16 protein-coding genes are annotated in these 20,703 nt (G+C 64.7%); 6 read left to right on the top strand and 10 right to left on the bottom strand.

What is annotated here, in order from left to right; all coding sequences use genetic code 11:
* Positions 1-75 precede the first annotated feature (75 nt).
* Positions 76-546 carry a MarR family winged helix-turn-helix transcriptional regulator gene (locus tag H3H51_RS00865; RefSeq protein ID WP_183087128.1) on the bottom strand — a complete coding sequence of 157 codons (471 nt, stop codon included), beginning with the start codon at positions 544-546 and terminating at the stop codon, positions 76-78.
* A 272-nt stretch (positions 547-818) separates the two neighbouring features.
* Between H3H51_RS00865 and H3H51_RS00870 the strand changes: the two genes are divergently transcribed.
* From H3H51_RS00870 to H3H51_RS00895, 6 genes are all read left to right on the top strand, one after another.
* Positions 819-1,766 (top strand): PDR/VanB family oxidoreductase, encoded by a 948-nt coding sequence (locus tag H3H51_RS00870; protein WP_183087129.1) that lies wholly within the window; start codon positions 819-821, stop codon positions 1,764-1,766.
* 32 nt (positions 1,767-1,798) lie between these two features.
* The gene (locus H3H51_RS00875) at positions 1,799-2,878 is read left to right on the top strand and encodes an aromatic ring-hydroxylating dioxygenase subunit alpha (RefSeq protein WP_183087130.1); all 1,080 of its coding nucleotides are present in this window, start codon (positions 1,799-1,801) and stop codon (positions 2,876-2,878) included.
* 227 nt (positions 2,879-3,105) lie between these two features.
* On the top strand, positions 3,106-4,305 hold the full coding sequence (gene fdhA / locus H3H51_RS00880) for a formaldehyde dehydrogenase, glutathione-independent (RefSeq protein ID WP_183087131.1): 1,200 nt from the start codon (positions 3,106-3,108) through the stop codon (positions 4,303-4,305).
* Positions 4,306-5,085: 780 nt separating this feature from the next.
* Positions 5,086-6,792 (top strand): hypothetical protein, encoded by a 1,707-nt coding sequence (locus H3H51_RS00885; protein ID WP_220790798.1) that lies wholly within the window; start codon positions 5,086-5,088, stop codon positions 6,790-6,792.
* A 296-nt stretch (positions 6,793-7,088) separates the two neighbouring features.
* Entirely contained in the window at positions 7,089-7,841 is a 753-nt protein-coding gene (locus tag H3H51_RS00890; protein ID WP_183087133.1) for a hypothetical protein, read from the top strand.
* A 142-nt stretch (positions 7,842-7,983) separates the two neighbouring features.
* Entirely contained in the window at positions 7,984-9,426 is a 1,443-nt protein-coding gene (locus H3H51_RS00895) for an MDR family MFS transporter (RefSeq protein ID WP_183087134.1), read from the top strand.
* 565 nt (positions 9,427-9,991) lie between these two features.
* Here the strand turns inward: H3H51_RS00895 and H3H51_RS00900 are convergent.
* The 9 genes from H3H51_RS00900 to H3H51_RS00940 all read right to left on the bottom strand — a co-directional run bounded on the left by H3H51_RS00900 (position 9,992) and on the right by H3H51_RS00940 (position 20,701).
* Positions 9,992-10,846: a cache domain-containing protein gene (locus H3H51_RS00900; RefSeq protein ID WP_183087135.1), complete on the bottom strand. Its 855-nt coding sequence runs from the start codon at positions 10,844-10,846 to the stop codon at positions 9,992-9,994.
* 86 nt (positions 10,847-10,932) lie between these two features.
* Positions 10,933-12,576, bottom strand: coding sequence for an arylsulfatase (locus tag H3H51_RS00905; RefSeq protein WP_183087136.1), 1,644 nt, complete (start codon positions 12,574-12,576; stop codon positions 10,933-10,935).
* 184 nt (positions 12,577-12,760) lie between these two features.
* Positions 12,761-13,546 (bottom strand): cyclase family protein, encoded by a 786-nt coding sequence (locus H3H51_RS00910; protein ID WP_183087137.1) that lies wholly within the window; start codon positions 13,544-13,546, stop codon positions 12,761-12,763.
* The gene (locus H3H51_RS00915) at positions 13,533-14,531 is read right to left on the bottom strand and encodes an NAD-dependent epimerase/dehydratase family protein (RefSeq protein ID WP_183087138.1); all 999 of its coding nucleotides are present in this window, start codon (positions 14,529-14,531) and stop codon (positions 13,533-13,535) included. Before H3H51_RS00915 ends, H3H51_RS00910 begins: the two co-directional genes overlap by 14 nt.
* Before the next feature lie 10 nt (positions 14,532-14,541).
* Positions 14,542-15,525 carry a fumarylacetoacetate hydrolase family protein gene (locus H3H51_RS00920; protein ID WP_183087139.1) on the bottom strand — a complete coding sequence of 328 codons (984 nt, stop codon included), beginning with the start codon at positions 15,523-15,525 and terminating at the stop codon, positions 14,542-14,544.
* Positions 15,522-16,103 carry a cupin domain-containing protein gene (locus H3H51_RS00925; protein ID WP_183087140.1) on the bottom strand — a complete coding sequence of 194 codons (582 nt, stop codon included), beginning with the start codon at positions 16,101-16,103 and terminating at the stop codon, positions 15,522-15,524. Before H3H51_RS00925 ends, H3H51_RS00920 begins: the two co-directional genes overlap by 4 nt.
* Positions 16,104-16,207: 104 nt before the next feature.
* The gene (locus H3H51_RS00930) at positions 16,208-16,795 is read right to left on the bottom strand and encodes a malonic semialdehyde reductase (protein WP_183087141.1); all 588 of its coding nucleotides are present in this window, start codon (positions 16,793-16,795) and stop codon (positions 16,208-16,210) included.
* 15 nt (positions 16,796-16,810) lie between these two features.
* Complete coding sequence (locus tag H3H51_RS00935; RefSeq protein WP_183087142.1) at positions 16,811-18,013, bottom strand: MFS transporter; 1,203 nt, start codon at positions 18,011-18,013, stop codon at positions 16,811-16,813.
* Between the two features lie 213 nt (positions 18,014-18,226).
* Complete coding sequence (locus H3H51_RS00940; protein WP_183087143.1) at positions 18,227-20,701, bottom strand: efflux RND transporter permease subunit; 2,475 nt, start codon at positions 20,699-20,701, stop codon at positions 18,227-18,229.
* Between the last annotated feature and the right edge of the window lie 2 nt (positions 20,702-20,703).

The raw sequence follows: 20,703 nt of genomic DNA on the forward strand, positions 1-20,703 counted from the left end.
CACCAACCTGTGTGAGCGGCGCCCTTGACCGAGCGGCGCCACAAGCCCGGAGAAGAGTGGCTCGCCACAATCAACTCAGGGATCCAGCGGATCAAACTCGTTCACATGGGTCACTTGGGTTTGCAGTCGCCCTAGCAGGTTGATCAGCGTGTCCACCTCCTCTGGGTTGAGGTCGCCGAGCAACCGTCGCTCGCGCTCCAGCGCCACCTTTAGCACCCGGTCGTGCAGGGCAAGGCCTTCGGCGCTAAGGCTCACGGTGTTGCGTCGCGCGTCCTGGCTGTCGACCTGGCTACTGACGTAACCGGCCTTTTCCAGCAGTTGCAGCGAGCGGCTCACCGCGCTCTTGTCCAGGCCAATGGCCTGAGACATGCGATTGGCGGTGATGTTGTTCTCCACCTTGAGCATGGCCAGCAGGCGCCACTCCACCACACCAATACCGAAGTGCTTGCGATAGCAGAGCGACGCGCCCGTCGCGAGCTTATTGGCAAGCAGGTTGATGAGCGCAGGGATGTAGCGGCTCAGGTTTAGCTGTGTGGGTTCGGGCATGAAAGGTGGCGCCTTAAGAAAGAAATGGTCCAAGTAATTTAGTTGACACCGCAACCAATTGAAGTGATTCTACGGTCAACCAAACTCTGTGTCTGCTGTTCGTCATCATATGCGACAGCTCGACCTGACAAGAATAATGAGTAGGTAGCGCCCATGAACCGCCTCGATAGCCGCCATCCCCCGCGCCACCCTCCTGCAGCGCAGCTGCTGATCTAGCTCACTCAACAATCCCCATTTCACGTTTTGGCCACTTTGCTGTGGAGGGAGAAGTCATGCTCCAGGTTCTAGTCAGCCGCAAGATTGCAGTGGCTGAAAGCATTTGCAGTTTCGAGCTGTGCTCGCTCAACGGTGAACCCCTGCCCCCGTTCACGGCTGGCGCGCACATTGATGTACAGACGCCCGCCGGCGCGACCCGCCAGTACTCGCTGTGCAATCACCCCGAAGAGCGCCATCGCTACATGATCGGCGTGCTCAAAGACCCGCAATCGCGCGGCGGCTCCCAGGCCATGCATGAGCAGGTCGAGCAGGGCCAGACCCTGACCATCAGTGAGCCACGCAACCTGTTTCCACTGGCAGCGGACGGCAAGAGGCACTTGCTGTTTGCTGGCGGCATCGGCATCACGCCCATGCTCGCCATGGCCTATGAGCTGTCCCAGCGCGGCGTGGATTTCGAGCTGCACTACAGCTTCCGCACCCAGGCCAGTGCGGCGTTTCTGGATGTGCTGGCCGAGGCCCCGCTCGCCCGGCACGTGCGACTGCATGACAACGCCGCCGCAACACAGCTCGATGCCGCCACCGTGCTCGCCGCCCCCACCCCAGGTACACACCTGTACGTCTGCGGCCCGAGCGGCTTCATGAATTACCTACTGAGCACCGCAGCGAGCCAGGGCTGGCCGGCCGAGCAGACGCACCGCGAATTCTTCGCGGCGGCCCCGATCGAGCACGACGGCGACCAGCCCTTCGAAGTGGAACTGGCCAGCTCTGGCCAGACCTTCCACATCCCGGCGGACCGCAGCGTTTTCGAGGTACTCGACGAGGCCGGTATCGAGATCGAAACCTCCTGCGAGCAGGGCATCTGCGGCGCCTGCATCACCCGCGTGCTACAGGGCACGCCAGACCATCGCGACCAGTTCATGACGGACAAAGAGCATGCCGTGAACGACCGGTTCACCCCCTGCTGCTCACGCGCCAAGACCCCACGTCTGGTCTTGGACCTTTGACCCCACAACAACCCAGCCACCGGGAGAAGTCCATGAGTGCTTCCAACCAGACCCTGGCCTACGAGGTTTCCCCTCCGCCAGCACTACCCACATTCCCCCTCGACCAGTGGTATGTCGCCGCGCTCGGCTGGGAACTCAACGACAAGCCCGTCGGGCGCACGCTGCTGAACAAACCGGTGGTGCTGTTTCGCACGGCCGATGGCCAGGTGGCGGCCCTGGAAGATCGCTGCTGCCACCGCGCGCTGCCACTGTCATCCGGCACCCTGGACGGCGGCGGCCTCCGCTGCGGCTACCACGGCTTGCTGTTCAACGCCGCCGGCAAGTGCATCGAGATTCCCGGCCAGGAGAAGATCCCGAGCAAAGCCAAGGTGCCGATGTACCACGTGCAGGAGCGCGATCAGATCGTGTGGATCTGGTTCGGCAGCAGCGCGCATCCCGAGCCCACCTGCGAGCCGCCGGCCTACGACGTGCACAGCAGCGGCAAGTACCTGTTCGACGGCGACGTGTACCACTACGACGCGCCATACCAACTGATCCACGACAACCTCATGGACCTCAGCCACCTGGGCTACGTGCACCTGCGCACCATCGGCGGCAACGCCTCCATCCACATGGAAGCGAAGATGACAGTGGAGAGCGAAGGCGACGTGGTCAAGGTTGTGCGCCACATGCCCAACTCCACCCCGCCACCCACCTACTCCGCGGCGTATCCGTTCAAGGGCACCATCGACCGCTGGCAGGAAATCGAATTCCACGTCAGCCACCTGCGCATCTGGACCGGTGCAGTGGACGCCAACACCGAGTCGCTGGATGACCCCGAGCGCGGCGGTTTCCACATGCGCGGTTTCCACGGTGTGACCCCGGAAACGGACACCACCAGCCACTACTTCTGGACCATGGCCACCAACCCCGAAACCAACCATGACGAGGTCAAGGCCAAGGTCATCGAACAGACCGCGCTGACCTTCGACGAGGACAAGGTGGTGATCGAGGCCCAGTACCAGAACATGTGCCGCTTCGGCGAGCGCCCGATGATCGATATCCATGTGGATGTTGGCGCCAACCGCGCCCGCAAGATCATCGAGAGCCTGCGCCAGGCGAACGGCGCCTAAGAGCCTGTTCAAAGGCTCGCGAGCTAGAGCCATGCAAGGCGCTACGTAGTAACAGCCTCCGGCTGGTCAAAACGGCGAGGAAGCGGAGTTTACGAGCTGTAAATGAGCATTCCGAGCCAGTTTTTAACGCAGCAAGGCCGACGCGCAGCAGACGTTGAACAGGCTCTAAGCAGCAAGCGTGTGACTACCCACCCCGCGCGCCGCTGGCGCGCTTTCAAGGAGTTCCTATGAGTGGCAATCGTGGCGTCGTTTACCTCGGATCGGGCAAGGTCGAAGTGCAGAAGATCGACTACCCGAAAATGCAGGACCCGCGCGGCAAGAAGATCGAGCATGGGGTGATCCTCAAAGTCATCTCCACCAACATCTGCGGCTCGGACCAGCACATGGTGCGCGGCCGCACCACCGCCCAGGTCGGGCTGGTGCTGGGCCACGAGATCACGGGCGAGGTGATCGAAAAAGGCCGTGACGTCGAGCACCTGCAAATCGGCGACCTGGTTTCGGTGCCCTTCAACGTCGCCTGCGGCCGCTGCCGCTCCTGCAAGGAACAGCAGACCGGCGTCTGCCTGACGGTCAACCCGGCCCGCGCCGGTGGCGCCTATGGTTACGTCGACATGGGTGACTGGACCGGCGGCCAGGCCGAATACGTGCTGGTGCCCTACGCCGACTTCAACCTGCTCAAGCTGCCCGATCGCGACCGGGCCATGGAGAAGATCCGCGACCTGACCTGCCTCTCCGACATCCTGCCCACCGGCTACCACGGCACCGTGACTGCCGGTGTCGGCCCGGGCAGCACGGTGTACGTGGCCGGTGCCGGCCCGGTTGGCCTGGCCGCTGCCGCCTCCGCCCGCCTGCTGGGCGCCGCCGTGGTCATTGTCGGCGATGTAAACCCGGTGCGTTTGGCGCACGCCAAGGCTGTGGGTTTCGAGATCGCCGACCTGTCCAAGGACACCCCGCTGCATGAGCAGATCGCCGCACTGCTGGGCGAGCCGGAAGTGGATTGCGCCGTCGATGCCGTGGGCTTCGAGGCCCGCGGTCACGGCCATGCCGGCGCCCAGCATGAGGCCCCGGCCACCGTGCTCAACTCGTTGATGCAGATCACCCGCGTGGCCGGCAAGATCGGCATCCCCGGCCTGTACGTCACCGAAGACCCGGGCGCGACAGATGCGGCGGCCAAGATCGGCAGCCTGAGCATCCGCTTCGGCCTGGGCTGGGCCAAGTCCCACAGCTTCCACACGGGCCAGACCCCGGTGATGAAATACAACCGGGCGCTGATGCAGGCCATCATGTGGGATCGCCTCAACATCGCTGAAATTGTCGGCGTGCAAGTCATCAGCCTGGATGACGCACCCCGTGGTTATGGCGAGTTCGACGCCGGCGTGCCGAAGAAATTCGTCATCGACCCGCACAAGACGTTCAGCGCCAGCTGAGTGACTTCGCCGCAGGGGCAATGCATCGCCCCTGCGGTAAACCCCAAGCAAACTTTCCGAGGATTGCATTAGTCAGGCATAACGCTATTCAACTGGAGAAACAGCCACTAAAAAACAACAAATTGATAAGCAAGAAAGTTACACCAAGCCCTATCGAAAGTATCAATACCACGGCAGTGCCAAGCACGCTCATACGCCCTATAAACAGCCATCATTCATCTATAGCGAATGATGCGTACTTTATTGTTTCGCAAATAACAAAGATCTTTAACTCATCAGAATTAAAGATACCTCCTAGATAGAAAATGAATTGGCCGCACCACAGGAAAAGCCCCAGCCTTCCTAGCGCCCGAGCGCCAGTTCCAGAAGCGCTGCGTTCGGCGCAACTCACCTGCTGCGGTTTAACCAGCAGGTGAATTTCGCGTTCCACACACAATGAATCAAATGGCAAAGTAGTCCGTATTCTCTGCTCATTATTGCGTGTCGCCTGCATTGAAACGGGCCATTACTTCATCAACAAAAACAAATCGAAGAGATGGATGTAATTCAATGAACCTAAGCAATCTAGCAATATCCATTGCCAGAACGGGCATGGTCACTGCGCTGGCAATAACTGCCCCCGCATTCGCAGGCCAATCCAAACCGGCATCTCCCCAGCCGGATTTCGGCCCTAACGTCACTCTATTCACCCCGCAAACCCCGCTGAGCGAGATCAACGCAAAACTGCTGAGTTTTTCCTCAGAGCCCGAATTCAGTCAGAACCGGCATGCCGTTTTCTTCATGCCTGGGGTCTATGGCAGTGATGCGGGACAGAACGATCCGGCTACCGCCACGGGCATCGTCAACGCCGAAATCGGTTACTACACGGCGGTGTATGGCCTGGGCCGCTCGCCGGAAGATGTGCTGATCAACGGCGCCCTGCACGTCGAGCCGAAGCAGGAAAACCCCTACGGCAATCCGCAGGATGATTCCCTGGAATCGAACTCGCTGACCAAGTTCTGGCGGTCGATGTCCAACCTGACCATCAACCCCATCCAGCGCCCCGTGGGCGACGACGCGCTACTGCCCTATCCCGAGGGCATCGCGCCACCGAATACCCTGCGCTGGGCCGTATCCCAGGCCGCACCGCTGCGCCGGGTCAACATCCTCGGCAACCTCGAACTCAGTGGCCACTACGGGGCCTATGCCTTCGGCACCTACATCGCCAACAGCCAGGTACAAGGCTCGGTGATCAGCGGCGACGGCACGATGCAAAAGGCCCAGGCCCACTGGTACACGCGCAACAGCACGATCGGCCAATGGGATGGGCGCGCGGTCAACTACCTCTTCTCCGGCGTGATCGGGGCGCCTGCCAGCAATTTCGCTGCGAACGGCATTACCAACCTGCAAGCAACGCCGGCATCGCGCGAGGCGCCATTCCTCTACGTCGACGAACGCAAGCGCTTCAACGTCTTCGTGCCCCACGCCAAAAGCTACGCGTCCGGCCATGACTGGGAGGTCTCGCCGCAGGCGGGCAAGCAACTGCCGATCCAGACGTTCTATATCGCCAAGCCCAGTGACTCGGCGGCCACCATCAACGCGCAGTTGCGTCAGGGCAAGAACCTCATCGTCACCCCTGGCGTGTACCAGCTCAGCGAAGCCATCAAGATCAGCCGCCCGGGGACCGTGGTACTGGGGCTTGGCTATCCGTCGCTGACGCCGACAACCGGGAAGTCCGCTATCGAGGTGGGCAATATCACCGGGGTGATGCTGTCCGGCCTGATCATCGATGCCGGTCCGAAACAGTCCAACGTGCTGGTGAAAGTCGGGCAACCCGGTAGTTATGCCGGCGAGCAACACGACCCGACCACCCTGAGCGACGTTTACGTTCGCATCGGTGGGCCGCAGCTCGGCAGCGCGAAGACCAGCGTCGAGGTCAACAACAGCAACGTGATCCTCGATCACAACTGGCTGTGGCGCGGTGACCACGGCACCGGAACAGCCTGGGGCGAGAACAAGGCGGACCATGGCCTGATCGTCAACGGTAACGACGTGAACGCCCTGGGGCTGTTTGTCGAGCACTACCAGAAGAACCAGGTGATCTGGAACGGCGAGCGCGGCCGCACCCTCTTCTACCAGAGCGAGATGCCCTACGACCCGCCAAGTCAGGCCGCCTGGATGAACGGCAGCAAGCAAGGCTTTGCCTCCTATGTGGTCGCGCCAGGAGTGAAATCCCACGAGGCCACTGGCCTGGCGATCTACACCCTGTTCGTCATGGGCCAGGACATCTTCGCCTCCAGCGCCATCGAGGCGCCGGTATCGCCGCGGGTGAAACTGCAAGCCATGACCAGTTCGGTGATCGCCGGCTTCGGCGGCATTCGACACGTGGTCAACGAGGTCGGCCCGACTGCCTCGGCCGCCGCGCCGAACGGTGCGATTTACCGCATGACCTCAGTGATTCGACTGGACGCGTTCCCCTCGACAGCACAAAAGAAAAAGCACAAGTGAGCTGACCAACAGCCTCCGCCAGACAGCAAAAACCCGCCTCCCTGGATGCGGGCTTTTGCACGCCTGCAGAACGCCATTTCAAGGCAAAAACGGGCGCTGATCGCCCTCAACCTGGCATCCGATATTGAGCAAAAAAATACGCCCGCCTATCGTGCCAACGGCTCGCCACGATGGGCCTCGGCGACCCTTCACAAGAGGGTCGCCGATCTTTCCAAACGCGTCTGCCACGGTCTGCCGGCTACCCGCCAGACAGAACCGGGCCTGGGCTCGGTATGAGCCCGGACGACGCATCCCGCATGAGCCAGAATAAAAAGGAACACGCCATGCACCCAAGACAGGCATTGTTGGCTTTATTGCTCTGCCCACTCCTGGCCTTCGCCCAAGGCCCTGCTGAAAACCTGCAAAGCATTCGCTACCTGGCCTTCAGCACCACCAGTCATCTGTTGCTGCACTACAACGCCACGATCGGCACCGCCGACCCGCGCTATGCCGAGAAGTACCGTGACGACCTGCAGCAACTGAGCGCACAGCTGCAACAGATCCCCTCGCCCGAGCTGCAGAAAGCAGGCGAAGACCTGAAAGCCCGCATCACCGACCTGGAGCGCCAGACCGGTGACGATGTCGATCTCTATCCCATCTGGATCAACCCCATCCTCGAGGCACAGGCCAGCCTCGACGCCATGGCGCAAAAGCTCTACCAGGCCAGCCCGCCTACGGACACGGCGACGCAACGGCTGGACAGCCTGACCCTGAACACCCAGCGCCTGCTGCTGTTCTACCAGACCCGCGCCTTCGGCTCGCTGGCGGTGTACATCGACGAGTTGAAGCAGGGTGCTCCCGAGAACCTGGACCAGGCCATTGAGCAAGACTTCGCCACGCTGCATGGCAGCATGCCCGGTGAAGCCCAGGAACTGGCCAAGCTGCAGCGCAACTACCACTACATCCGCCGCCACCTGCTGCAACAACAGGGGGAATTCGTTCCCGACAGCGTGGCCTTCTACCTGGAGCAGATCAGCTCAGGCAGCCAGGAAATCGCGAGCCGGATATGAGCACTCTTCCCTGCGGGGTCGGGAGCTAGCCAGCACAGACTTCGTGCACAGGCGACTTCATTCACCCCGCCTGCTGCGGCATGATCTGGGACCCATCACCGCTGGCCTGGCGCGCCTCGACGCCCAGTAAGGACTCCTCCGCATGACCGGCAACGCCGCCGCGCCGCGCCTCAGCCCCGCCCAGCTGCGCAATGTGCTGGCCGGGCTGATGCTCGCCCTGTTCATGGCCGCCCTCGACCAGACGATCGTGGCCGTGGCCCTGCCCGATATCGCTCGCAACCTGCCCGGCAGCGAACTGCTGGCCTGGGTGGTGTCCGGCTACCTGCTGGCGATGACGGTGAGCACGCCGATCTTCGGCAAGCTGGGCGACCTGCTCGGGCGGCGGCGCCTGCTGGCCGGGGCCATTGCCCTGTTCGTGCTGGCGTCGCTGCTTTGCGGCCTGGCCCAGGACATGCCGCAACTGGTGCTTGGCCGCGTGCTGCAGGGCATCGGTGCTGGCGGCGTGCAGGCCATCACCCAGGCGCTGGTCGGTGACCTGATCGCCCCCGCCGAACGCGGCCGCTACCAGGCCTGGTTCAGCGGCATGTTCGCCCTGGCCAGCCTGATCGGCCCGCCGCTGGGTGGCCTGTTGAGCAGCCAGTGGTCCTGGCGTTGGGTGTTCTGGGTCAACCTGCCGCTGGGCGTGCTGGCCATACTGCTCAGCCTGCGCAGCACCGCCGGCCTGGTCGAGAAGCGCCGGGCTGCGCGCATCGACTACCTGGGCAGCGCCCTGCTGATTCTCGGCCTGGGCAACCTGCTGTTGCTGATCAGCCGCCTCGGCCAGCAGCCAAACTGGCAAACCGCAGAGAACGGCCAGGCCCTGCTGCTGGCCGTGGTCGGCCTGGCATTGTTCATCGTGCAACAGCGGCGCAGCGCCGAGCCGCTGATCCCCCTCGGCCTGCTGCGCATCCCACCGGTGCGCGCCGGCTGGCTGCTGCTGTTCTTCGCCAACTTCCAGGCCGTCGGCCTGGCCGTGCTGATCCCGCTGCATGCCCACAGTGCTGGCGGGGCCGGCGCCAGCCAATTGATGGCCCTGGCCTTCGGTGCGCCACTGGGCGCCTTTATCGCCGGCAGCCTGAGTGCGCGCCTGGGCCGCTACAAGCCGATGATTCTCTGCGGCACCCTGCTGATGCCCATCGCGCTGGTGCTGCTGGCCCTGCTACCGAACGACCAGGCGCTGCTGCAGATACCCGCCCTGCTGCTGTGTGGCGCCGCCCTCGGCATGCAGTTCCCCACCTCGCTGGTGGCGGTACAGAGCGCCGCGCCGGTCAATGACTTGGGCGTGGCGACGGGTGTCTGCGGGCTGTTTCGCGGGCTTGGCGGGGCGTTGGGAGTGGCGTTGCTGTCCAGCCTGCTGTGGCACTTGCTGCCGGGCTTCGATGCGGGGGCACTGTCAGAAACCTCCGGTAGCGTCTCGGCACTGGACGACAACTTGCTACGCCAGGCCTTCCGCACCCTGCTGCTGATCGATGCGGGGATCGCCGTGCTGCCACTGCTGATCGCCCTGAGCCTGGAAGACCGCACCCTCAGCCGGCGCCTGAGCTGAGGGCGGCGCCGCTTGGGTAGGAGCGAGCTCTGCTCGCGAAGCTTTTGCGCGGCGAGCCTAGCCCACATCGGAGCAACGCGGGTTTCACCCACCCTACACGGAGTCTTTTTCAACTCGTCATCCCCGCGAAGACGGGGACCCAGTAGCCGGCAGCTCCGCGCATTCCTGCATCACCGAGCGGGCTAAAGCCCCTCTGGGTCCCCGCCTTCGCGAGGACGACGGAGGTAGGGGGATGCCTTACGGTAATCACCCACAGCTATGTAGGGTGGATAACGCTCCGCTTATCCACCATCACGTACAGACAGGCAGCTTCATCCGTATTGGATTGACGAATATTTCCAACCCGTCATCCCCGCGAAGGCGGGACAGCAGCTTTATCGCTGAACAGCGCTTGCGCTGGCCCGAAGGGGAATAACCCAGTAGCCGGCAGCTTCGCGCACACCTGCATCACCGAGCGGGCTAAAGCCCCTCTGGGTCCCCGCCTTCGCGAGGACGACGGAGTAAGAGGGGCACTACGGGCAGGGCCGGTGCAGCGAAACCCGACAATCCGAACCCATGACGACGCTTACTTGGACTCGCGGTAGTAACCCACCGCCACCAGGTAGTGACCGACCTTGCGCAGCAGCGCGTGCTTGTCTTCGACCTTGCCGGTTACCGGGTTCTTCCAGCGGTAGTCGTAGCCACCGCTGTCGGCCTTTTGCATTTGCGCCAGGATCGGCGTGCCAACCGGCTTGCCTTCCGGGTCCTTGATGGTGGCGAAGTTCACCCCGATCAGGCGCAGGTTGTAGCCGTGGGCGACATAGCGCTGGGTTTCCAGGTCGACGACGAAGACGTACAGGTCATCCTCGCGAAAATCCGCCGACAGCTCGTTGATCGCGCGAATGCTGTTCCCCGCATCTGCCGCGATGGACTTGGCCGCACGTGCCAGCAGTTCTTCGGCCTGCTGCGGCGTGGCCCGTGGCAGGTAGTGACCGACCGCGATGATGCGTTCGCCCACCCGGCGGAAGAACACCTGCTTGCGCTCCACACGGCCGTCCGCCCAGTTCTTCCAGCGGTACTCGGCGCTCTGCACGCCGGCGTCCTCGCTGGTGCCCAGGGCTTTCTGGAAGGCCTCTTTCAGCTCCGGCGCCAGCACCTTGGACACGTCACGGCCAATCAGCACCGCCGATGGCCCGCCGCTGGCGAGCATCATGCCGTGGGTGTCGACGACGAACACGTAGCGGTCCTCCTCGATGAACTCGCCCTGGCGGCTGAAGGCGGCCAGGGAGGCATCGCCCTGCACCTGATAGTAGTCCACCGCCCGCTCCAGCAGCTGTTTGGCCTGGTCGGCATCGGTGCTTTGCGCCTGGTCGGCATGACAAACCTGGCTGATGCTTAACGACAGCGTAAGCAGGTAACCCAGAAAGCTGAGGATGCGCATGGTTGGCGTACTCCGGTAAGGGCAGTGGCCGGGCACAAGCGCCCGGCAAAAGGGAAATGTCGCGAACGACTACGCCACAGTAAAGCTCAAGGCGCAGGCTTCGCTAAAGGCGGGAAGACCACCCCGACTTGCTTGGCGTAACCCATCCAGGCCTGTTTCAAACGCTGCACAAGCTCTGGCTGGGTGGCGGCCAGGTCGTTATTTTCGCCGCGATCGCGCGCCAGGTCGAACAATTGCCACTGTGGCGGCTGCGGCGCATCGCCAAAACCGACCTGCGGACGCATGCCCAGCAGCTTGAGGTTGCCCTCGCGGTAATAGGCGTTGCCGAACAGTTCGCCGGCCAGCGCCTGGCCCTCATGCGGGCTGCCCTGCCCGGCCAGCAGCGGCAGCAGCGACTTGCCGGTGATCGGATGCTTGTCCGCCTGGCTGGGCAGCGGCAAACCGGCCAGGGCGAGGAAGGTCGGCGCCAGGTCATCGACCCGCGCCACGCCGTTCTCGCGACCCTGACGTTGCAGCGCCTTGGGCATGTGCACTAGCGCCGGCACGCTGATGCCGCCTTCGCCGGTGGTGCCCTTGAACAGGTGCAGCGGCGCCGCGCTGACTTCCGCCCAACGCAGGCCGTAGTCGATCTGCGAGCCGCGACGGCCAAGGTTGGCGTAGCTGTTATCGGTATTCGGCCCCACGGGGTAGAACTGCGCGTGGTTTTCGCCAGCCGCGCCGTTGTCGGACATGAACACGATCAGGGTGTTGTCGTACTGCCCGCTGGCGCGCAGGTAGTCGAGCAGGCGACCGATGTTGTGGTCGAGGTTGTCGACCATGGCCGCGTAGATCTCCATCTTGCGCGCCTCGACCTTCTGCTGCTCGGCGCTCAACTGAGCCCACTGCGGCAGCTTGGGATTGGCAGGCAGCGGCTGCGCCGGCTGGAAGTCCGCCGCCAGCAGGCCGAGCTTTTTCATCCGCTCGATGCGCGCCAGGCGCACGCTGTCGTAGCCCTGGTCGTAGCGCCCCTGGTACTTCTGCAGGTAGGCCTCGGGCGCCTGCAGCGGCCAGTGCGGCGCGGTGTAGGCGGCGTAGGCGAAGAACGGCTTGCCGTCCTTCGGGGTGTTCTGCAGGTAGCCGATCAGCTTGTCGGTGTAGAAGTCGGTGGAATAGAAATCCTCCGGCAACTCCACCGGCTGGCCGTTCTCGCGGTAGTTCACCTGCTCGATCTTGGCCGGTGCCGTGGCGGCCGGTTTGAAGTGCGCCGCGCCACCTTCGAGCAGGCTGAACGACTGCCCGAAACCACGCTTGTCCGGGCCTTGGTCGGGCGCCAGGCCGAGGTGCCACTTGCCCGCCATCAGGGTGTGATAGCCGCCCTCGCGCAGCAGCTCGGCAATCGAATAGCTGCGCTGATTGAGGTAGCCCTCGTAGCCCGGCTTGCCGCGCTGGAACGGCTGCAGCCCCTCGGCCATGCTGCCCAGGCCGGCCAGGTGATTGTCGGTACCGGAGAGCAGCATCGAACGGGTCGGCGAGCAGGTCGGCGCGGCGTACATGCTGGTCAGCTGCAACCCGCTGGCGGCCAGGCGATCCAGTTGCGGCGTGCTGATCTCGCCGCCGAAGGCACCCAGGTCGGAGTACCCCAGGTCGTCGGCGACGATTACCAGAATGTTCGGTCGGGTATCGGCGGCCACGGCATTACCGGCCACCAGCAGACCGAGCAGCAGGGCTTGAGACAAGGAATTCAGGCGCATTGCAACCTCTCTTGTTGGATGCCGCATGCTACGCAGTCACCGCGGCATTCGTGTCCATCGCCAGCCGGCAACCCGCAGATGCGCGCCGCCGTCGGATAAAACGCCCACACGCCTTTCGAGACCCAAAGCCTGGGTATCCGCGTGGGCGAAACCAGTGGCTGGCGGAGCATGGCTCCGCCGGCCGTTACTCTTCGAAAATCGCCACCGCGCGGACGAAACCGGCCGAGGCGTGTTTGATCTTGTAGGGGAAGCACGAAACCTGGAAGCCGCTGGCCGGCAGGCTCTCCAGGTTGGCCAGTTTCTCCATCTGGCCGTAGCCGATATCGCGCCCGGCCTTGTGCCCTTCCCAGATGATCGAGGCATCGCCGCTGGCGGCAAAACGCTCGCGGGTGTACTTGAACGGCGCATCCCAGCTCCAGGCATCGGTGCCGACCACGCGCACGCCGCGCTCCAGCAGATACAGGGTGGCCTCGCGGCCAATGCCGACGCCGGCATCGAGATAACCCGGCTGACCGAACAGTGCGCCGGCACGGGTGTTGACCAGGACGATGTCCAGCGGCTGCAGCTCGTGGCCGATGCGCGCCAGCTCGGCTTCCACCTCGGCGGCAGTCACCACATGGCCGTCCGGCAGGTGACGGAAGTCCAGTTTCACACCGGGCTGCAGGCACCACTCCAGCGGCAGCTCGTCGATGCCGAACGCCGGCTTGCCGCCGTCGGTGGTCGAGGCGTAATGCCAGGGCGCATCCATGTGCGTGCCGCTGTGGGTGGTGATATTCAGGCGCTCGGCGGCCCAGGACTCGTCACCGGGCAACTGGTCCTTGGACAGGCCGGGAAACATCGCCGCCATTTCCGGCCAGCCCTGCTGGTGGTCCATGTAGTCGATCTTCGGCAGCAAGGGCGGCGGATCGGTGTAGGGGTTGTTGTCGAGGGTGACGGAAAGGTCCACCAGACGGCGTTTAGTCGATTTCATGGGCAGTCACTCCTGCAGCCCGCGCGCGGCGGACCGAAGCTGAAGGATTAAGAGAGTTGCGCACCAGGGCTGCAACCGAACCATCGTGGCGAAAGCCAAGGGCACGGGCCTGGGGCGTTTTCATCGGCGGCAGGCTGCCGAACAGGGCTTGCAAACCGGCATCCGGGGCGAAGCTGATCAACGCCCGGCGCTCCTGGCCGTAAGCGTTGGCCAGGGCATCGATGACCTGGGCGATGGACAGCTGCAGCAGCGGCAGCTGCCATACGCGCGACGCGCCGAGAGTGGCGCCGTCCAGTTCGGCGGCGTGCAGCAGGTTGTCCACGCAGCAGCGCAGCGACATCCACCAGCACGTAGCGGCCGCCGACACCGGGCAGCGATACGGCTCGCCGGCGGCAAAGGCTTGCAGCAGGTCGCTCATGAAGGCCGAGCGCAGGCCATTGGGCTCACGCGGGCGGGCGACGATCCCCGGCAGGCGCACCGCGCGGCCGTCCACCTCGCCACGGCGGGCCAGGTCGTTGAGTGCGGTTTCCACCATCAGCTTGTGCGCGGCGTAGCTCAGCTCGGGGCGCGGCACGGCGCTCTCGTCCATCCGCGCCGGCAGATCGCCGCCGTACACCGCCACGCTGCTGGCATACACCAGCACCGGCGCGCCAGGCTGGCTGCGCAGCTGGTCAAGCAGCTCCAGGCTGGCCAGCAGGTTGACCTGATAGCCGAGGCTGTATTGCTCCTCGGCGGCGCCACCGGGAATGCTCACCAGGTGGAACACCACGTCGATGCCATCGGCCAGGGCGCGGCGCAGCAAGGCGGCGTCGGTGACGCTGCCGTAGTGGCGACGCAGGCGCTTGTCCTCGGGGAAACCCTGCAGGTCCTTGTCCAGCAGCATCAGCACGCTGATCGGCTGGCCGCGCAGCTCGCCCGCGTCGAGCAAACGCTGCACCAGCGCCCGCCCGACAAAACCATTGGCCCCTGTGACCATCACGCGCATGGCGTTCTCCTCAGCCGGCGGCCGCTACGACACGTTGATCGATGCCGCCGAACAGCGACTGTCCGTCGCTATCCAGCACCTCCATGCGCACCCGGTCGCCGAAACGCATGAAGCCGGTCTGCGGCGCGCCGTGTTCGATCATCTCGATGGCGCGCAATTCGGCGATGCAGGCCGAGCCGACACGACGGTCGGCATTCGACACAGTGCCGGAGCCGATCAGCGTGCCCGGCCCCAAACGACGGGTCAGCGCGGCATGGGCGATCAGTTGCGGGAAGCTGAAGTTCATCGCCCCGCCATTGGGGTTGCCGAACCACTTGCCGTTCCACTCCACCCGCAGCGGCAGGTGTACGCGACCGTCGCGCCAGGCGTCGCCGAGTTCGTCCGGGGTTACCGCCACAGCGGCGAAACTGGACGAGGGTTTAGCCTGCAGGAAGCCGAACCCGGTTTTCATCTCGCGCGGCGCCAGGGCGCGCAGGCTGACGTCGTTGATCTGCAAAATCAGCTTGATATGGTCGCCCGCCTGTTCGGCCGAGCAGCCCAGCGGCACCTCGTCGACCAGCACCACGAATTCACCTTCGAAGTCGATGCCCTGGCTCTCGCTGGGCAGCGCGATGTCGTCGCGGCCGCCGAGGAAGTCGTCGCCGGCGCCCTGGTACATCAGCGGGGTGGTGTCGGCACCGTCGATCGGGTCGAGGTGGAAAGCCTTCTGCATCAGCGCGCCGTGGTTGAGAAAGGCCGAGCCATCGCACCACTGATAGGCACGCGGCAACGGCGCCATGACCGCTGCCGGGTCGAAGGCGAAGGTGCCTTCGGCGCGGCCTGCGTTGAGTTCGCGGTACAGCGCCTGCAACTCCGGCTCGACGCTCCACCAGTTCTCGATGGCCAGTTGCAGGGTGGCGGCGATATGCCCGGCGTCCAGCGCGCGGGTGAGGTCACGCGAGACCAGCAGCAAACGCCCGTCGCGGCTGCCGTTGTTCAGGGTTGCCAGCTTCATGGGTGTACTCCGTGCAAGGCCGCGAGGTCGGCCGCGTATTGGCCGTCGAGAAGGATGAAGACCATCCGCGCCATCTGTTCGGTGCGGTTGCTCCAGGCGTGGTTGGTGCCGCGCTGCACAACGACGTCGCCGCGCTTGAGGTGCACGTCTTCGCCGTCCAGCACCAGCCACACCTCGCCCTCGGTGACCACGCCGTAGTCGAGGGTTTCGGTGCGGTGCATCAGCTTGTGTTTCGAGTCGGCCTGTCCGGTGCCGGCGTGGGCCTGGCCGATTTCGGCGAAGGCGGCCGCGGCGTCGGCGGCGCTGACCTGGTTCTGCACGCTGTCCGGCGGGATATCCACCACGCGGATCACGCTGCCCAGCGGCATCGGGCTCAGCTGCAGCGGCTGGTTAGTCGGATCGTCTGCGTTATCCAGCACGGCCGGGCTGGCGGTGCTGTTCCACACCTCGTAGAACACCGTGCCGGGCACCGCCTTGAGCGGGAAATTGTTCGGCGTCGGCCCGCTCAGGGCGACCACAGCCTGGCCCTGGGCATCGTGCCCGGTGACCACGCGTTTGAAGCCGGGAAGTTGTTGCATATCCGATTCCTCGATCAATTACCGGCGCCGATGTCGCTACAGCCTCGGCGCTCAGGTTCTGCTCACTGCTGCCAGCAAGCGGACTGGGGAAAACAGAGAGCTGCTCATGCCAGCCGGCACGCCTGCTCGAAGCTCAGGCGCGGCCCGGACGGGCGCAGCGTGCTGGCATCGCCATAACCGAGGCTGCAGAGGAAGTTGCTTTTCCAGCGGCCATCGGGGAAGAACGCGGCGTCCACCTGGGCGTTGTCGAAGCCGGACATCGGCCCGCAATCGAGCCCCAGCGCGCGAGCGGCCAGCATCAGGTAAGCGCCTTGCAGGCTGCCGTTGCGCAGCGCGGCGGTGTGCGCCGCCTGCGGGTTGTCGCGGTACGGCGCCGCAGCGTCGTAGATCGGAAACAGCTCGGGGAGGAACTCGAAAAACTGGCTGTCGAAGGCAACGATGGCGGTCACCGGGGCCTGCAGCATCTTCGCGCCGTTATGGCCCTTGAGCGTCGGCAGCAGCTTCTGCTTGGCCTCGGCGCTGCGCACGAAGACGAAGCGCGCCGGGCAGCAGTTGTTGCTCGTCGGGCCCTGCTTGAGGGTGTCGTACAGCCGTTGCAGCAGTGCGTCCGGCAGCGGCTGGTCGAGCCAGCCGTTATGCGAGCGGGCCTGCAGGAACAGTTGGTCGAGCGTGGTGGTGTCGAGGGCGGGCATTGGAAGATCTCGTGATTAGAGTGAAGGGCCCGGCGCCGCAGCGGCCGGGCTCAGGCCGTGCAGGCGAGGCAAGCCCAGGCACGCCAGGGCGATCAGCAGTTGCACCACGGCGAGGATGCCCAGCGCGGTGGGCAGCACGCTGTTGACCCCGCCGGTGATGGCCAGCACCACCAGCGGGCTGGCGAATTCACCGGCGAAGATCGCCGCGGTGAAGCCGCCGGCAGCACGGCCGCGCTGCTTGAAGTCGACCTGGGCCATGATCCAGGTGATCAGCGTCGGCAACATCAGGCCGATGCCCAGGCCATTGATCAGCACCGCCACCACCACCAGCGCATGGCTGCCGGCCACGGCCATCAGCGCACCGCCGACCCCGGCCATGACGAACGCCAGGAGCATCTGCCGGTGCGCCGGCATGCCACTGAGCACGCGAAAGCTCAGGGCACCGGCGAGCACGCCGAGCTGGTTGGCGCCCATGGTCATGCCGATCTGCTGCGGTGCATCGACGTGCAGCAGGTTGAGCAGGTAACCGGCCTGCACCGGCACCACGAACAGACTGAGGCCGGCCAGGAAGGACAAGACATACAGCGGTGTCAGGGCACGCCAAGGGAATGCGCTGTTGTCCGCCTCAGCGGTCGTGGCAGCGTGGCTGCGTGGCTCCCAGAGAAACCAGGCCATCAGCGGCAGGAACAACAAGCCGACGCCATACAGGGCAAACGGCGTGCGCCAGCCGTTCTCACCCAGCGCACCGCCAATCCCCATGAAGATGGCCGCCGACAGCGAGGTGGCGACCATCTGCAGGGCGAACAGCCGCTCACGGCGTGCGCCGTTGTAGTAGTCGCCCATCAGCGTGGTGCAGCAGGTCATGATCGCCGCCTCGGCCAGGCCGATACCGGCGCGGCTGATGACGATCGCCTCAAGCGACTCCAGCCACAGCGGCAGCACGCCGCAGATGGTGTACAGCAGCATGGCGCCGAGCAGCAGCGGCTTGCGCCCGAGGCGGTCGGCGATGATGCCGGCAAAGGGCGCCAGCAGGGCGATCACCAGGGCTGGCAGGGTCAGGGCGATGGGCACCAGTACAGCAGCGCCGGGGGTTTCAGCGAAGTGTTCCTGCATGCGCGGCAGCACCGGTGCCAGCAGCACCGCGCCGAGCACCGGCAGGCAGCTGCCGAGCAACAGCAGCAAGGATTGCGGCAGGCCCGCCTGGCGTTCAGCGCTCATTACGCACCTCCAGCGCCTGGGACGCGCAAAGCGCCACGCCGAAGGCCATCAGGCCGCTCGACAGGCCAGCGCAGAGGTGGTGCAAAAACAGGTGCAAACGCGGCATGGCAAAGTCCTCTCTTGTTGTTGTGGTGCGGCCGACGTGCGATCGGCGCGGTGCCTTGATGCATGTGTAGGGCGGGTGAAACCCGCGGGTTGCCCCCGCCCTACGGCTCAGGAGCGAGCCGGCTCGACGGCCTCCTGTGCGCGCGGCGGCAGGTTCAGCGGGTAGCTGCTCTTGGCCCAGGGCTTGCGCTCGGCCTGGCCCTTGCTCACCCGGCTGGCGGGCAACAGGAAGTAGGCCAGCGCCGGCAGCAGCACCAGTGCGCCGACCATGTTCCAGACGAACATGAAGGCCAGCAGCACGCCCATGTCGGCCTGGAACTTGATGGGGGAGAACATCCAGGTGGCGACGCCGATGGCCAGGGTCACGCCGGTGAGCATCACCACCTTGCCGGTGGACACCAGCGCGCGGTAATACGACTCGGACAGGCTCACGCCCTGGCGTAGATGGCCGAGCATGATGCTCATCACGTACAGCGCGTAATCGATGCCGATGCCCACGCCGAGGGCGATCACCGGCAGGGTGGCAACCTTGACGCCGATGTTCAGCCAGACCATCAGCGCTTCGCAGAGGATCGAGGTAAGCATCAGCGGAATCACCGCGCAGACCGTGGCGCGCCACGAGCGGAAGGTGATCAGGCACAGCAGGATCACCGCGCCGTAGACCCAGAACAGCATCTCGCGGTTGGCCTGCTTGACCACGATGTTGGTCGCGGCCTCGATGCCGGCGTTACCGGCAGCCAGCTTGAACTGCACCTCGTCGGTGTTGTTGGCGGCGGCGAACTGCTCGACGTGATCGACCAGGCGGGTCAGGGTCTGCGCCTTGTGGTCGGTGAGGTAGGCGTACAGGGTCAGCAGGCTGCAGTCTTCGTTGTACAGGCCGCGCGGCGCACCGGCGGTGATCATGTTGAGCATCGCCTGGTTGTTCTGCAGCTCGTACCACTTCGGGCTGCCTTCGCTGAGGCCGACCAGCATGCGGCGGTTGAGCAGCGCCAGCGAGTTGGTCGAGTCCACGCCGGGCAAGGCGCGCAGTTGCCAGTCGAGGGCATCGACCTTGCTCAGGATGTCGTAGCGCGAACAGGCCCCGGATGGGGTTTTGATCATCACCGCGAACAGGTCGCTGCTGGCCCCATAACTGCGGGTCATGAAGGCGTCGTCCTGGTTGTAGCGCGAGTCGGCGCGCAGCTCGGGCGCGCCGGCGTCCAGGTCGCCGATATTCAGCTGCAGGCTGACAACGAAACCCAGTGCGGCCAGGGCCAGGCTCAGGGCGATGCACAGTGCGGCCCAGCGGCGCTGGGTGAACAGGTCGAGGAAGCGCCAGAAACCATGGCGGCGCAGGCCGGCCTGTTCGGCCTGCTCGCCCTTGAGGCTGAACTGCGCGGCGCTGGCGCTGACGCCCACATAGGAGAGCAGCACCGGCAGCAGGATCAGGTTGGTGAAGATCAGCACGGCCACACCGAGGCTGGCGATGACCGCCAGGTCCTGGATCACCTGGATATCGATGATCATCAGCACGGCGAAACCCACCGCGTCGCACAGCAGCGCCGTGAGGCCGGCGAGGAACAGGCGGCGGAAGGTGAAGCGCGCGGCGACCACGCGGTGCATGCCGCGGCCGATGTCCTGCATGATGCCGTTCATCTTCTGCGCGCCGTGGCTCATGCCGATGGCGAACACCAGGAACGGCACCAGCACCGAGTACGGGTCCAGTTCGTAGCCCAGCAGCGGCAGCAGGCCGAGCTGCCAAACCACCGCCACCAGCGAGCAGAGCACCACCAGCACGGTGCTGCGCACGCAGCGGGTGTACCAGAACAGCACCGCGGTGGTGATCAGGATGGCCACGGCGAAGAACAGCAAAATCTGCTTGAGGCCGGCGATCAGGTCACCGACCTTCTTGGCGAAACCGGTGATGCGGATGTCGATGCTGTCGCTCTGGTACTGGCTGCGCAGCGATTCCAGCTGGTCCGACAGGGTCGCGTAGTTGAGCGGCTGGCCGTCGGCGGTTTTCTCCAGCAGCGGCACGTAGATGATGCTGGAGGTCTGGTCGAAGGCCACCAGTTGGCCGATCTCGTTGGACAGCTGCACGTTGCGCTTCAACGCCGCGAGGCTGTCCGCGCTGGCGTCGTAGTCATCGGGAATCACCGGGCCGCCATCCAGGCCGTCCTCGGTCACGGCCACCCAGCGCGTGGCCGGGGTCCACAGCGACTTCATGAAGGCGCGATCGACACCGGGCAGCAGGTAGATCTTGTCGCTCAGCTCCTGCAGGGTCTTCAGGTAGTCGGCGTCGTAGATATCGCCCTGCTTGTTGACCACGGCGATGCGCAGCGCGTTGCCCAGCCCGGTCAGCTCCTTCTGGTGTTCCAGGTAGTTGGCGATGTACGGGTGATGGGTCGGAATCATCTTCTCGAAGCTGGCGTTCAGCTCGATGCGCGTGGACTGGAAACCGAGGAACAGCGTGGCCACCAGGCACAGCAGCAACACCCACAGGCGGTGGTTGAACAGCGCACGCTCGACCACCGAGCCGGAGCGCGGATCGAAGCTGTCGAGGGCGCCCGCAGGGGACGCGTTGGAACTGCTAGAGGACGTCATAA

This window comes from Aquipseudomonas ullengensis, from assembly GCF_014174475.1.
GTDB classification, from domain to species: Bacteria; Pseudomonadota; Gammaproteobacteria; order Pseudomonadales; family Pseudomonadaceae; genus Aquipseudomonas; species Aquipseudomonas ullengensis.